Annotated in this window: 10 protein-coding genes; 5 read left to right on the top strand and 5 right to left on the bottom strand. The window is 65.6% G+C overall.

The window, feature by feature from the left end; translation table 11 throughout:
• Positions 1-17 precede the first annotated feature (17 nt).
• Both ASC94_RS28755 and ASC94_RS28750 read right to left on the bottom strand, forming a co-directional pair.
• On the bottom strand, positions 18-4,034 hold the full coding sequence (locus ASC94_RS28755) for a response regulator (protein WP_056404485.1): 4,017 nt from the start codon (positions 4,032-4,034) through the stop codon (positions 18-20).
• The gene (locus tag ASC94_RS28750; protein ID WP_056404482.1) at positions 4,031-5,200 is read right to left on the bottom strand and encodes an HD-GYP domain-containing protein; all 1,170 of its coding nucleotides are present in this window, start codon (positions 5,198-5,200) and stop codon (positions 4,031-4,033) included. The genes ASC94_RS28755 and ASC94_RS28750 overlap by 4 nt, the downstream gene beginning before the upstream one ends.
• 193 nt (positions 5,201-5,393) lie before the next feature.
• Here ASC94_RS28750 and ASC94_RS28745 point away from each other — a divergent pair, with 193 nt between their 5' ends.
• Positions 5,394-5,936, top strand: a complete 543-nt coding sequence (locus ASC94_RS28745; RefSeq protein WP_157201635.1) for a formylglycine-generating enzyme family protein — start codon at positions 5,394-5,396, stop codon at positions 5,934-5,936.
• 1 nt (position 5,937) lies between these two features.
• On the opposite strand, the gene ASC94_RS28740 is transcribed toward ASC94_RS28745, so the two are convergent.
• Positions 5,938-6,183, bottom strand: a complete 246-nt coding sequence (locus tag ASC94_RS28740) for a hypothetical protein (protein ID WP_056404481.1) — start codon at positions 6,181-6,183, stop codon at positions 5,938-5,940.
• 262 nt (positions 6,184-6,445) lie between these two features.
• Between ASC94_RS28740 and ASC94_RS28735 the strand changes: the two genes are divergently transcribed.
• On the top strand, positions 6,446-6,847 hold the full coding sequence (locus ASC94_RS28735; protein WP_056404479.1) for a VOC family protein: 402 nt from the start codon (positions 6,446-6,448) through the stop codon (positions 6,845-6,847).
• A gap of 12 nt (positions 6,848-6,859) precedes the next feature.
• On the opposite strand, the gene ASC94_RS28730 is transcribed toward ASC94_RS28735, so the two are convergent.
• Complete coding sequence (locus ASC94_RS28730; RefSeq protein WP_056404476.1) at positions 6,860-7,327, bottom strand: Lrp/AsnC family transcriptional regulator; 468 nt, start codon at positions 7,325-7,327, stop codon at positions 6,860-6,862.
• A 126-nt stretch (positions 7,328-7,453) separates the two neighbouring features.
• Between ASC94_RS28730 and ASC94_RS28725 the strand changes: the two genes are divergently transcribed.
• Positions 7,454-10,993: an indolepyruvate ferredoxin oxidoreductase family protein gene (locus tag ASC94_RS28725; protein WP_056404474.1), complete on the top strand. Its 3,540-nt coding sequence runs from the start codon at positions 7,454-7,456 to the stop codon at positions 10,991-10,993.
• Between the two features lie 169 nt (positions 10,994-11,162).
• On the opposite strand, the gene ASC94_RS28720 is transcribed toward ASC94_RS28725, so the two are convergent.
• Positions 11,163-12,227 (bottom strand): substrate-binding domain-containing protein, encoded by a 1,065-nt coding sequence (locus ASC94_RS28720; RefSeq protein WP_056404473.1) that lies wholly within the window; start codon positions 12,225-12,227, stop codon positions 11,163-11,165.
• A 145-nt stretch (positions 12,228-12,372) separates the two neighbouring features.
• Between ASC94_RS28720 and ASC94_RS28715 the strand changes: the two genes are divergently transcribed.
• Together ASC94_RS28715 and ASC94_RS28710 are read left to right on the top strand one after the other, a co-directional pair.
• The gene (locus tag ASC94_RS28715) at positions 12,373-12,840 is read left to right on the top strand and encodes a formate dehydrogenase subunit gamma (protein WP_056404471.1); all 468 of its coding nucleotides are present in this window, start codon (positions 12,373-12,375) and stop codon (positions 12,838-12,840) included.
• Positions 12,837-14,402, top strand: a complete 1,566-nt coding sequence (locus ASC94_RS28710; RefSeq protein ID WP_056404466.1) for an NADH-quinone oxidoreductase subunit NuoF — start codon at positions 12,837-12,839, stop codon at positions 14,400-14,402. Before ASC94_RS28715 ends, ASC94_RS28710 begins: the two co-directional genes overlap by 4 nt.
• Positions 14,403-14,409: the final 7 nt, after the last annotated feature.

Here is a 14,409-nt window from a genome sequence, read left to right as displayed (position 1 = left end):
TGGCGCGAGCCCCCGGCTCAAGCCGGCAGCGTGAGGCCCTCCAGCTCGGCCAGTGCGGCGTCGAAGTCGAAACGCTCGAGTTGCTGGCTGACTTTGCGCAGCTGGCGTGCCAGCGGCTGGCCGTCCGCCAGCGTCTCCAGCGCCTCCAGCAGGTCCATCGCGCCCGTGTCGCTGTCGGCCAGCAGCAGGCGTAGCCGCACCAGCATGGCAGACACCTGCGGGGACAACGGCGCCGACGCCTGCGCTGCCGCATCTTCCGCGACGGCTTGCGTTGCGGCGCCGTCGAGCTTGGCAAGCCCTGCCAGCACGGTCGTCAATTCCTGCTCCACCACTGCCAGCAGGGGCGCGATGTCATCGGCGCCGGCCCCCGCTTTGCAGGCCGATTCCAGCGCCGCGGCGGCGGAGGCCAGCGCCCTGGCGCCGATATTGCCGGCGGTGCCGCGCAGCGTATGGGCAGTGCGGGCCGGTGCGCTGGCGTCGCCGCCGTGCAGCGCCGCGTCGAAATCGGCCCGGAACCGGCCGTGGCTCTCGCGGAAGCGGCGCAGCATGCGCGTGTACAGCGCCGTCCGTCCCATGCTGGTCGCCAGACCGGCGTCCACGTCGATGCCGGGAAGCTGGCCGGACAAGGGCGGCACGGCAGCTCCGCCGGGCGCTGCAGGGACCGGCGTGGCCAGCCGGTGCGGCGCCGGTTTGATCCACCTTGCCATGGTGGCGAACATGGCGGCGACGTTAAGCGGCTTGGAAATGTGGTCATTCATGCCGGCTTCCAGCGCCAGGTCGCGGTCGCCAGACATCGCGTTGGCGGTCATGGCGATGATGGGCAGCGCCGCGAACTGCGGCAGCTCGCGCAGGCAGCGGGCGGCGCTGTAGCCGTCTACGACGGGCATCTGGCAATCCATCAGCACGCCGTCGAAATCCGGATCGGCGGACAGGCGGTCCAGCGCTTGCTTGCCGTCGCCGACGATGGTCAAGTCGATGCCCGCGCTCTCGAGCAACTCGCGCGCCAGTTCTTGGTTCAAGTCGTTGTCCTCGGCCAGCAGCAGGCGCGCGCCGGCCAGGCCGGCCATGTCGGCGGCGCTGCGGTCTTCGCGCTCGGCGCGCCTGGTCTCGGCCACTACGCCCTTGCCCAGCACCTCGCCGATCGCCTCCAGCAGCGTGGACGGGGTAACCGGCTTGGTCAGCACCGCCGGCAGCGCCACTTGCTGGCGCACCGCTTCGTCGTGTGCCTCGTCGCGCCCGAAGGCCGTGACCATGATCACCGACGGCACTTGGGCGACCGCGCCGGCCTGCATGCGGCGCAGCGCCTCCACGCCGTCCATCACCGGCATGCGCCAGTCCATCAGCACCAGGTCGTAGGGCAGGGACTTGCTCTCGGCTTCCACCAGCGCGCGCAGTGCGCTCTGGCCGTTGTCCGCCACGTCCACTTCCAGGCCGAAGCTGCGGGCCATGGTGGACAGGATTTCGCGCGCGCTGGCATTGTCGTCCACCACCAGCACGCGCAGGCCGAGCAGCTCGTCCGCGTGGAACATGCGGCGCGGCTGGCCTTCTACATGCTGGCCGAACCAGGCGTGGAAGTGGAAAGTGGAGCCCTGGCCCGGGGTGCTGTCGGCCCAGATGCGGCCATCCATCAGTTCCACCAGCTTGCGCGAAATCGCCAGCCCCAGCCCGGTGCCGCCGTATTTGCGGGTGATGGAGCTGTCGGCCTGGCTGAAGGACTGGAACAGCCGCGCACACTGTTCCTGCGTCATGCCGATGCCGCTGTCCCTGACCCAGAAGTGCAGCTCGACCCGGCCGTCCGCCTCGTCCGCTAGCTCGGCGCCCACGACGATTTCGCCCTGTTCGGTAAACTTGGCCGCGTTGTTGCCCAGGTTGATCAGGATTTGCCCCAGCCGCAGCGGGTCGCCCACCAGCGCGGTGGGCAGGCCGGGCGCGGGCGCGAACAGCAGCTCCAGCCCCTTGTCCTCGGCCTTCAAACCTATCATGCTGGCGAAATTCTGCAGCACGTCCTCGAGCCGGAACGGGATGTCCTCGATGCCCATTTTGCCCGCTTCGATCTTGGAAAAATCGAGGATGTCGTTGATGATACCCAGCAGGTTTTCGGCCGAGCGGTGCACTTTCTCGATGTAGTTGCGCTGCTTCTTGTCGAGCTGCGTGCGCAGCGCCAGGTGGCTCATGCCGATGATGGCGTTCATCGGCGTCCGGATTTCGTGGCTCATATTGGCCAGGAAGTCGCTCTTGGCGCGGGTGGCGTCCTCGGCGATCTCTTTGGCGCGCACCACCTCGGCCTCGGCCTGCTTGCGGTCGCTGATATCGCGCACCGAGGCGCATACGCACACGCCGCGGTCGGCGATCGCCGGCAGCCGCGACAGGCCAATCTCCACAGAGAACTCGCTGCCGTCCTTGCGCAAGCCGTGCAGGTCGGCGCCGGCATTGCCCATCTGGCGCGCCGTGCCGTGGCCGATAAAGCCGTCCCGTTCGCCCACGTGGCGGCCGCGCACCGTCTGCGGCACCAGGGTTTCGATCGGCAGGCCGTGCAATTCGCCGGCGGCGTAGCCGAACAGCTTGTCGAGCTGCGGGTTGGTCATGACTATATTGCCGCCGGCGTCCACCACCAGCATGCCGTCCGGCGCGGCCTCGATGATGCCGCGGTACCAGGCTTCCGTGGCCTTCAGCGCCACCTGCTGCTGTGCCAGTTCGGCCGACTGGCGTTCGGTGCGCTCAAGCAGCGTGCGCACCGCCTGGTTGCGGAGCTTGATTTCTATGGCCATGGCCAGCTGCGGCAGCAAGCCGTCCAGCAGTTCGGCTTCGGCCGGACCGGGCGCTTCGAAGCTGGCCAGCTCCAGCACTCCCATCAGGCGGTCCCCATGCAGCAGCGGCAGAACCAGCAAGTGGCGCGGCTGGGCTTGGCCCAGCTGCGACTGGATGGGGGTGTATTGCTCCGGCAGCGCGTCCAGGCGGCGCCGCTGGCGGTCCTGCGCGCATTGGCCCAGCAGGCCGCTGCCGAACGGCAGCTCGGCAGCCGGCGGCTGCGCCGCGTCCACCGCATACCCACCGCGCAGGCGCAGCACCTGGCCGCTGTCGTCCGGGGTGTACAGGACGCCCCGCCCAACCCGCAGCAGCGGCGCCACCAGCGCCAGGAAGCGCTGCGCCAGTTCGTCCAGCGCGGTGGCGTGCTGCAGCTCGGCCTGGATGGCGGCCTCCTGCGCCTTGATCCAGCGCTGGGCTTCCAGCTGGCGCGCCTCAATCTGCAGCTTGACGATGGCGCGCGCCAGGTCGCCGGTTTCGTTGCGGTAGTCGGTATGCGGAATGGCGCTGTCGAGCTTGCCGGCGGCCAGTTCGTCGACTGCCTGGCGTACCTGATTGATGGGGCGGCGGATCGACAGACTGATTGACCATGCCAGCAGGAAGGCCAGCCCCAGGCCGCCCACCAGCAGCGTGTATGTCAGCGTGCTGCTAGTTAGTGCGAATTGGCGGATGTCGTAAATGGTGGAACGCACGTTGGCGTCCTTGATTGCGGCGATTTCGGCCAGGTTGTGGTCGGCGTCGTGCAGGGCTTTCACATAGCGTGGATCGTCCAGCAGGGCGCGTGCTTCCGCCTGGCGGTTTTGCTTGACCAGGTCGAGCGCGTCCTCGTTGCTGCGTTCAATGCGAGCCAACAGTGCCTCGAAGGCGGCCAGGCGCTGCTGGTTGTCGGCACGCAGCAGAGTAGTGCGCGCCTCTTCGGAGGCGAAGCGCAGGTGTTCTCGCGCTGCTTCCAGTTCCTGCTGCGCCAGGTCGCGCGCGGCGGGGTCGCGCGCGCCGGCAATGCGGTGCAGCGCCAGTTCCATTCGGGTCAGCTGGATGCGCGCCTCCTTGACCTGCACAATGCCGATCAGGCCTTCGCGCAGCATGCGCTGCATATCGCGGCCCAGCTGGTCCTGCGTGCTCAGGCTCTGGACGCCAAGGGCGAGCGACAGCAGCAGCAGCGAGCAGAAGCCGAGTATCAGCTTGCGGCGCAGCGGCCACTGTTCCAGGTAAGCGATGGGCGACTTCACGGCGCTGCGCCCAGATCCGGCGCCACATGAGCGATGGCCTCCGCTTGCCTGGCCATGTCCGCATCGCTATCTGCAAAGCGCGCGGCGATTTGCTGGAATACCGGCAGGCAGGCCTGGAAGGCGTCGCAGACGTCGGGATCGAAGTGCGAGCCGCGGCCTTCCACGATGATCTGGACGGCCTTTTCATGCGGCATGCCTTCCTTGTAGACACGGCGGCTGATTAAGGCATCATACACATCGGCCACCGCCATCAAGCGCGCTGAGATCGGGATAGCGTCGCCGGCCAAGCCCTGCGGGTAGCCGCTGCCATCCCATTTTTCCTGGTGGCTGTAGGCGATTTCCTTGGCCAGGCTGAGGAATCCCACGTCCATGCCCAGCTGTTGCTCGGCGTGCGCGATGGCGTCGCGGCCAAGCGTGGTGTGGGTCTTCATGATGTCGAATTCTTCCGGCGTGAAACGGCCCGGCTTGAGCAGGATGCGGTCCGGGATGCCGATCTTGCCGATGTCGTGCAGCGGCGCCGATTTGAACAGGAGCTTGATGGTGGCGTCGTCGAGGAAGTGGCGGAAGCGCGGGTGGTCGCGCAAGTGCTCGGCCAGCACCTTCACATAATGCTGCGTGCGGCGGATATGGTTGCCCGTTTCGTTGTCGCGCGTCTCGGCCAGCGAGGCCATGGCGTGGATGGTCACGTCCTGGATCGCGCCCAACTCGCGGGTGCGGCGCTGCACTTCCTGCTCCAGGTAGTCGTTCTTGTCGCGCAGGAATTCGGCCGCCGCCTTGACTTTGAGTTGCGTGCGCACCCGTGCCAGCACCACGGGCGGGCTGATCGGCTTGGTGATGTAGTCGGCCGCGCCCATTTCCAGGCCGGCCGTCTCGTCCGCGCTGGAGGCCATGGCGGTGAGGAAGATAATAGGGATGTCGCGCGTGCCGGGTTCGGATTGCAGGATGCGCGCCACCTCGTGGCCTGTCATGCCGGGCATCATGATGTCGAGCAGGATCAGGTCCGGCTGCGGCACGGTTCGGGCAATGCTGATTGCCTTCTCGCCGTTGTTGGCAGCCTTCACTGTGTATAGATCCTTCAGCAGGTTAGCCATTAGCAGCAGGTTATCTGGAGTGTCGTCCACCACCAGAAGGATGGGCTTGGCGGGCGGGTCTGGGGCAAAGTTCATACTCGGGCTCCTTGGGTGGGTCCGGCTGGGTTGTTGCCAAACTATATATTGCCTAAGTGCAGGTGTAAACCTGCCTTGCAGCGGCCCGTCGGCCGCTTCTCCGCTGCAGCCGTGCCATAATCCTAATTCCAGTAACCTTCCTGAATTCATGCCCGAACAAGACTTGATCGCCATCTAGCAGGGAGCAATTTCCATGCGCGACGACAGAACATGCCGTGCCTGGGCGGTGACGCTGGAATCCTTTCAAATTGCATGCTACCCGGTCACCCAATCGCAATACGCTGCCGTGACGGGCGCGTGGCCTTCGCCGGTGCGGGCCGGGCAGAACCCCGTGGTCGGCGTCACATGGCTGGACGCGGTACATTACTGTAACCAGCTTTCGCAGGCCGAGGGACTGACCGCCTGCTACGCGCTGAGCGCAGACGACACCGGCGCCACGCGCTATGGCGAACTTGATGCCATTGCCTGGTACGCATCCAATTCCGGCGGTGGCACGCACGACGTCGGCGCCAAGCAGCCCAACGCCTGGGGCTTGCACGACATGCTGGGTAGTGTGTGGGAATGGTGCACGGACCTGTATGACGCGGAAGTCTACGGCGACTACCGCGTGTTCCGCGGCGGCGGCTGGGCCGACCTGGAGCGCGGCTGCCTGGCCGCTAACCGGCGCCGCAGCCATCCTACCTTCGCCATCGACGATCTCGGTTTTCGCCTCGCCCGAAGCGGCGGCAGTCCTTAATTCACGGGAGGGGCAAGTCCAGGCCGAACATCCTGCCAAGGACGAAGGTGAGGAGCCCCAGGCCCAGGAGCAATGGCACAAAGACTGCCACCGCCTTGCCGCTTGCTCGTAGCACCGCGCGCATCTCCTTCTGCTTGTCCTTTTCCTTCTTGCCTTGATCGTAATGCCACTTGATGGCGAAGAACATGCCCGTGCCGAGCACGATAACCTTGAACGCAACTAAGACTACAGGGATCCAATCCATCATTTTGAGTATTTCCAGGCTATGTGGTGTCGCAGGAATGCTACCTCAAGGCAATTTCCATACATCGGGACAAATTGTCCCAGTTGAAGCCGTGAACGATGAAAATTTGCCAACCCGGCCGCACGGGTTGCCGTGCACGGCGGGCGAGCTGCTATGCTAAGCTACGGCGCCGGCGCGCCCGGACGCGTCCTTGAGGGCGCCTAAAAAAAGTGGAGACTTGTGCTTGCCCAGTCACAGCAGGACCACAACGAAAGCACATTAGACGATGAGCTTGTCATTTCACATTGACTACAACGGCGAGTGCGAAGAGGCATTCAACTTCTATGCAGCGTGCCTCGGAGGGAGGATTGGTACGATGCTCAAGATCGCAGACTCACCGATCCCGGCATCGGCAACGCGTCCGGGACATCACATTGTTCATGCAAATATCTGCATCGATGGGGTTGAGCTGGCCGGTGCCGATGTTGAAGCACACAACTACAAAAGACCAACGGGCTTCTATGTCTTGCTCGGTGTCGATTCGGAAGACAAGGTCGATTCTTGTTTCAGTGCGCTACAGACCAATGGGCAGGTGATCCTGGCGCCGCAGCAGACTTTCTGGTCTTCCCGCTATGCCATCGTGATCGATAGGTTTGGCGTACCCTGGAAGATCAACCGCGGAACGTGAGCGGCCGTTCGCTCACAACGGTAATGCGGTCTCGTACTTCACTTCGCGCAGGGCCACGCTGGTGTTCACCTGCGAGACGCCGTTGAGCTTCACCAGCACGTTGTGCAGGAAGTCGTGGTAGCCGTCCATGTCCGCCACCACGATCTTCACCAGGTAGTCCGCATTGCCGGTGGTCTCGTAGCACTCCACGACCTCTGGCCGCAATCGCATCGCCTCCTCGAAGTTTTTCACCGCGCCTTCCTCGTGGCGCGCCAGCGTGATGTTGGCCATGCAGACCACCGAGAGCCCCAGCTTGCGCCGGTCCACCAGCGCCGTGTAGCGGATGATGTAGCCGTTGTCCTCCAGCTCCTTCTGGCGCCGCCAGCACGGGCTCGCCGACATGCCGATCTTCTCGGCCAGCTCATTGGACGAGATCCGCGCGTTCTTTTGTAGTTCAGACAAGATCTTGAGCGAGGCCGCATCCAGGGAATCGTTTTTCATTTTTCAGTGGTTTTAAGAAAGAAAAAACCTATTCTAATGCTTCCGGGAGTGAGAATAGGAGTAATATTTCGGTCTGTGCGCCATATCATTTCTCGCACTATAAGTCCTTAATGCGAGACAAGAAAAATGAATTCGATGACCTTGCCGGCCTCCATCCAGCCCGCGCTTGCGGACCCCGATTACGCTCTCTCCGACAACCTCACCCGTACCCAGGGCCGCGTCTTCCTGACCGGCACCCAGGCGCTGGTTCGCCTGCTGTGCATGCAGAAGATCTGCGACGACGCGCAGGGCCTGAACACGGGCGGCTTCGTGAGCGGCTACCGTGGTTCGCCGCTGGGCGCGGTGGACCAGGAACTGTGGCGCGCGTCCACCCTGCTGGCCAAGCACAACGTGGAGTTCCTGCCTGCGATTAACGAGGAACTGGGCGCCACGGCGGTACTGGGTTCGCAGCAGGTGGAAGCCGACCCCACCCGCAAGGTCGATGGCGTGTTCGCCATGTGGTACGGCAAGGGCCCGGGCGTGGACCGCGCGGGCGACGCGCTCAAGCACGGCCACGTGTACGGCTCCTCGCCGCGCGGCGGCGTACTGGTGATCCTGGGCGATGACCACGGCTGCGTGTCCTCGTCCATGCCGCACCAGAGCGAGCAGGCGCTGATTGCCTGGAATATGCCCGTGATTAATCCGGCCAACATCCAGGAATACCTGGAGTTCGGCTTGTATGGCTGGGCGCTGTCGCGCTACTCGGGTGCGTGGTCCGGCTTCAAGGCCATCTCCGAAACGGTGGAAGGCGGCGCCGTGGTGGAACTGCCGCCGCTGCCGAAGTACGTTACCCCCACCGGCTACACCGCGCCGCCGGACGGCCTGCATAACCGCTGGCCCGACTTGCCGGGTCTGGCGCTGGAAGTGCGCGCGGCGGAAAAGCTGGAAGCCGTGCAAGCCTTCGCCCGCGCCAATTCGATCGACCGCATGGTGGTGGCCGCGCCGCGCGCCAGCATCGGCATTATCAGCGCAGGCAAGGCTTATCTTGATCTGGTGGAGGCGCTGGAGCGCCTGGGCCTGCCGTTGGACCGCCTGGAGGAACTGGGCGTGCGCCTGTACAAGCCGGGCCTGACCTTCCCGCTGGAGCGCACTCGCCTGGCCGCGTTTGCGGACGGGCTGCAGGAAATCCTGGTGGTGGAAGAGAAGGGCGCCGTGATCGAGCAGCAGGTGAAAAACCTGTTCTACAACCTGCCGCAGTCCGAACGGCCCGCCGTTATCGGCAAGACCGACAAGCATGGCCACGCGCTGCTGTCCGCGCTGGGCGAGCTGCGCCCGTCGCGCATCGCGCCCGCCATCGTGCAGTGGCTGGCGCCGCGCTTCCCGGCGCTGGACCTGCAGCGCATGCTGCCCGACTTCTGCGCCGCCGAGCTGCTGTCCAACAGCGCGGACGGCATCAAGCGCACGCCGTACTTCTGCTCCGGCTGCCCGCACAACACCTCCACCCGCGTGCCGGAAGGCAGCCGCGCCATGGCCGGCATAGGATGCCACTTCATGGCCACGTGGATGAAGCGCGACACCAACTACCTTGCCCAGATGGGCGGCGAGGGCATCAGCTGGGTGGGTTCCTCGCGCTTCGTGGGCGAGAAGCACGTGTTCCAGAACCTGGGCGACGGCACCTACTACCATTCGGGCTCGCTGGCCATCCGCCAGGCGATCGCCGCGCGCACCAACATCACCTACAAGATCCTGTACAACGACGCGGTGGCCATGACAGGCGGCCAGCCGGTGGACGGCACGCTGTCCGTGCCGCAGATCGTGCAGCAGGTGGTAAGCGAAGGCGCGAAGAAAGTGGTGGTCGTTACCGACCAGCCAGAGAACTACACCGGCGTGGCGCTGCCTGCCGGCGTCACCGTGCACCACCGCAGCGAACTCGATGCCATGCAGCGCATGCTGCGCGAGATCGCCGGTGTGACGGTGCTGGTGTACGACCAGACCTGCGCGGCCGAGAAGCGCCGCCGCCGCAAGAAGAACAAGCCTGAAAAAATCGTGTTTCCCGATCCGGCGCGCCGCATGGTGATCAACCCGGCCGTATGCGAGGGCTGCGGCGATTGCGGTGTGCAGTCGAACTGCCTGTCCATCTTGCCGCTGGAAACGGAACTGGGCCGCAAGCGCCAGATCGAACAGTCCTCCTGCAACAAGGATTACTCCTGCGTAGAAGGCTTCTGCCCGAGCTTTGTGTCGGTACTGGGCGGCACCTTGCGCAAGCCGGCCAGCGTGGCGCTCACCCTGGCGGACCTGGAGCAGGCGCTGGGCCGCTACCCCGCGCCCGCGCCGCACGCGCTGGACAAGCCGTTCGAGATCCTGGTGGCGGGCGTGGGCGGCACCGGCATCGTCACCGTCGGCGCGCTGATCACCATGGCCGCGCACCTGGAAGGCAAGGGCGCCTCCACGCTGGACTTCATGGGCTTTGCGCAGAAGGGCGGTGCGGTGCTGTCGCACGTGCGCGTGGCCGCGTCGCCTTCGGCGCTGAACCAGGTCCGCATCGACCTGCAACAGGCAGACGCGGTGTTCGCCTGCGACCTGGTGGTAGCGGCCATGCCGGACAGCCTGTCCGTGATGAAGCACGGCCGCACGCAGGTGGTGGCTAACGAACGCGAGATCCCCACCGCCGAATTCACGCGCGACCGCGATGCCTCCATTAACAAGGAAGGCCTGCTGGAAAAGCTGGCGTCCGCCGCAGGCGGTTCCAATGTGTTGCAGCTCGACGCGCAGGAAATCGCTGCGCGCTTCCTCGGCGACCCGATCGGCGGCAACATCCTGCTGATGGGCTACGCCTGGCAAAAAGGCCTGGTGCCCGCCGGACTCGAAGCGCTGATGCGCGCCATTGAGCTGAACGGCGTCGCCATCGACATGAACAAGCGCGCCTTCATGCTGGGCCGCCTGGCCGCAGCCGACAAGGACGCCCTGGCGCGCCTGGCGCAACCGCAGCAGCAAGTGATCCAGTTCATCGCGCCCAAGTCGCTGCCCGAGCTGGTGGCCTTCCGCACGGATTGGCTCACCAAATACCAGAACGCCGCCTACGCCCGCGTGTACCAGGACGCGGTGGCCGCCGTCGAGCGCCGCGAAGTGGCGCTGGAAGGCGCAGATTCCAAGCGCGCACTGAGTAAGGCCGTGGCGCGCAGCCTGTTCAAGCTGATGGCCTACAAGGACGAGTACGAGGTGGCCCGCCTGCACGCCGACCCGGGCTTCCGCGAGCAGATCGCCGCGCAGTTCGAAGGCGACTACAAGCTGGGCTTCCATTTGGCGCCGCCGCTGCTGGCGCGCAAGAAGCCGGGCTCTGACGTGCCGGCCAAGATGGCATTCGGCGGCTGGATGATGAAAGGCTTCGGCGGCCTGGCGCGCCTGAAAGGCCTGCGCGGCACGCCGCTGGACATCTTCGGCTACACCGAAGAGCGGCGCCGCGAGCGCGCCCTGCGCGACCGCTACCTGGGCTTCGCGCGTGACTTGTCGGCCAGCCTGGAGCTGCACAACAAGGCCGCCGCGCTGAAGCTGGCGCAATTGCCGGAGCAAGTGCGCGGCTACGGCCACGTCAAGCTGGCAGCGATGGACCAGATGGACGCAGCCTGGCAACAGATGACGGCAGCGTACTTGTCGCCGCAGACTGTGGAGCTGAAGCGCCAGGCTTAATTGGCGGCGCTGGCGGGTTACGGCGGCTCGCGCCGCCTAACCCGCCCTACGGTCGGCAACGCTCCTCCAGCGGGGTCAGGTCCGGCATCGCGTCACGAGCTCAGGCGGGGTAAGGTTGGGCTCGTGTCGTGATGCCGGACCTGACCCCAATCAGTGGCCGTTGAAAAGATCAGAACAGCGATTGCAGCGCCAGGCGCTGGCCGCTCAGGGCGCCGTCGTAGCCGGGCAGGGAGGCGAGCGTAGCCTTGAATTCATCGCTTTCCATCACGGCCAGCGCGGCGGCGACCAGCGGGGCATTCGGGGCTTCGCGCGAGCAGGCGAAGAAGTAGCGTTCGCGCACCACGGGCACGAAATCGAGGTCGAAGCGGCGGGCGGCGGTTTCCACGCCGAAGCTGGCGTCGGCCATGTTGCTGGCGACGTAGGCAGCCACCGCCGCGTGCGTGAATTCGGCGCTCTCGAAGCCGTTGATGCGGTCCGGTGCAATGCCGTGGCCGTCCAGCAGCAGTTCCAGCAGCAGCCGCGTGCCAGAGCCGCGCTGGCGGTTCACGAAGCGCACGTCCGGCCGCGCCAGGTCGTCCAGCGTGCGGATGTCTTTCGGATTGCCTTTGGCGGTGAAGATGCCTTGCATGCGGTAGGCCAGGTGGATCAGCATCTGCCTGCCCGGGTCAAGCAGCGGGCGGTATTTCGCGGCGGCCGCGCTTTCGAATTTTCCCATCGGCAGGTGGAAGCCGGCCAGGTCGCATTCGCCGCGCGCCAGCGCCGCTACCGCTTCGGTGCTGCTGCGGTACTGCAGGTCCACCAGCACGCCTTGCTGCTCCAGCCGGCTCACCAGCGCCGCCACCGCGAAGCCGTGCGACGCGGTCAGCCGCAGCGCGGGCGGCCGCTCGTCGAGCAGGCTGGCCAGCTCCTGCTGCAGTTCGGACGCCAGGCTGTCCAGCATGGGACTCAAACGCGCGGCGATGCGCTTGTCGGCCCAGATCAATTTGTCCGCCAGCGGCGACAGCACGGTGCCCGAGCCGCGCGACTTGTGTACCAGCTCGGCGCCGAATTGCTCATTGAAGGCGTTCAGCAGCCCCCACGCGTGGCGGTAGGAGATGCCGCAGTCCTTGGCGGCCTGGCTAATGCTGCCCGAGCTGCGCACGGCCGCCAGCAGGTCCAGCAGCACCGGCAGGGGCACGGCCTGGCCGTTTGGATGGCGCAGCACCCAATCCGGGCGTATCTCAACTTTGAACATATGCAAAATCCTTCATATTGCGTTGGTGTTTTTACAGTGCTAGCCTAGGCTCATGCGTGAATATTAACCGGAATATATGTTTTAGAGAACATAACTTGGCCAGTGAAATGTTCACAAAGCAGACAATAAAAACGACGGAGGCTTTATGCAGCAGCGTATTCCCCAGGCAAGCGCGATCCTTGCCGCCAGCAGCGGCGAGCAGGACCAGTTACTGCCGGTCCTGCACGCGATCCAGGATGCCATCGGCTATATCCCGCCGGAGCAGGTGGAGGAAATCGCGTCCACCTTCAACCTGTCGCGCGCCGAAGTGCATGGTGTGATCACCTTCTACCACTACTTCCGCACCGAAGCGCCGGCGCGCAAGGTGGTGCAGATCTGCCGCGCCGAAGCCTGCCAGAGCATGGGTGGCGATGCGCTGCTGGCGCACGCCGAGCACGCGCTGGGCTGCAAGCTGCACGCGCACAGCACGGACGGCGAGTTCGCGCTGGAGCCGGTGTACTGCCTGGGCCAGTGCGCCACCGCGCCGTCCATGATGATCAACGACGCGCTGCATGCGCGCGTCACCCCTGCGCGCTTCGATGCGCTGCTGGCCAAGGCAAAGGAGGCAGCATGAGCATCCGCATCTACATTCCCGGCGATTCCACCGCTCTGGCGCTGGGCGCCGACGACGTGGCGGCTGCCATTACCGCCGAAGCGGCGCGGCGCGGCGTGGATATCGACATTGTGCGCAACGGCACGCGCGGCTTGCTGTGGCTGGAGCCACTGGTGGAAGTGGGTATGGCGGAAGGGCGCATCGGCTTCGGCCCGGTGGACGCGGGCGACGTGTCCGCACTGTTCGATGCGGGCTTCCATCTCGGCGAGAGCAAGCACGCGCTGGCATTGGGCCTGGTGGAGCAGATTCCCTACCTGGCCAGGCAAAGCCGTTTGACCTTCGCGCGCGCCGGCATTACCGATCCGCTGTCGCTAGCCGACTACGAGGCGCACGAGGGCTACAAGGGACTGCGCAACGCGCTGGCGATGGAGCCGGCCGCCATCGTCGCCGCCGTCACGGCGTCCGGATTGCGCGGCCGTGGCGGCGCCGCTTTCCCGACCGGGATCAAATGGAACACCGTGCTGAAAGCGGCCGGTCCGCAGAAGTACATCGTCTGCAATGCCGACGAGGGCGACTCCGGCACCTTCGCCGACCGCATCGTGATGGAGGGCGATCCCTTCATGCTCATCGAAGGCATGACCATTGCCGGCCTGGCCGTTGGCGCCGACAAGGGCTACATCTACGTGCGCAGCGAGTACCCGCACGCCATCGCCAACTTGAACCACGCGATCAACAGCGCGGTGCAGGCGGGCTACCTCGGTTCCAACATCCTGGGTTCGGGGCGCGCGTTCGAGCTGGAAGTGCGCAAGGGCGCCGGCGCCTACATCTGCGGCGAGGAAACCGCGCTGCTGGAGAGTATCGAGGGAAAGCGCGGCGTGGTGCGCGCCAAACCGCCGCTGCCGGCGCTATCCGGCCTGTTCGGCCAGCCCACCGTCATCAACAACGTGCTGTCGCTGGCGGCCGTGCCGCTCATCCTCGACAAGGGCGCAGCCTACTACCAAAACTATGGCATGGGCCGTTCGCGCGGCACCTTGCCGGTGCAGCTGGCAGGTAACATCCGGCACGGCGGCCTGATCGAACTGGCTTTCGGCGTGACGCTGCGCGACATCCTGTATGAATACGGCGGCGGCAGCGCTTCCGGCCGTCCAATCAAGGCGGTGCAGGTGGGCGGCCCGCTGGGTGCCTACCTGCCCGAATCGCAATGGGACACGCCGCTCGACTACGAAGCCTTTGCCTCGCTGTGGGCAGTGCTGGGCCACGGCGGCATCGTGGTGCACGACGACAGCGCCGACATGGCCAAGCTGGCGCGCTACGCGATGGAATTCTGCGCGGTGGAATCGTGCGGCAAATGCACGCCATGCCGCATCGGCTCCACGCGCGGCGTGGAAGTCATCGACAAGATCCGCACCAATACGGACGGCGAACGTCCGCGCCAGGTGATCCTGCTGCGCGAGCTGTGCGACACCATGCTGCATGGCTCGCTATGCGCGATGGGCGGCATGACGCCATACCCCGTGCTGTCCGCCCTGAACCACTTCCCGCAAGACTTCGGCCAGGTCTCTGAAGACCAGCGCGCCGCCTAGGAGACAC

Source organism: Massilia sp. Root418 (assembly GCF_001425265.1).
Classification (GTDB): Bacteria; Pseudomonadota; Gammaproteobacteria; order Burkholderiales; family Burkholderiaceae_D; genus Rugamonas.
Note: the sequence above shows the minus strand (reverse complement) of the source record. Positions and strands in the feature narration are given on the sequence as shown.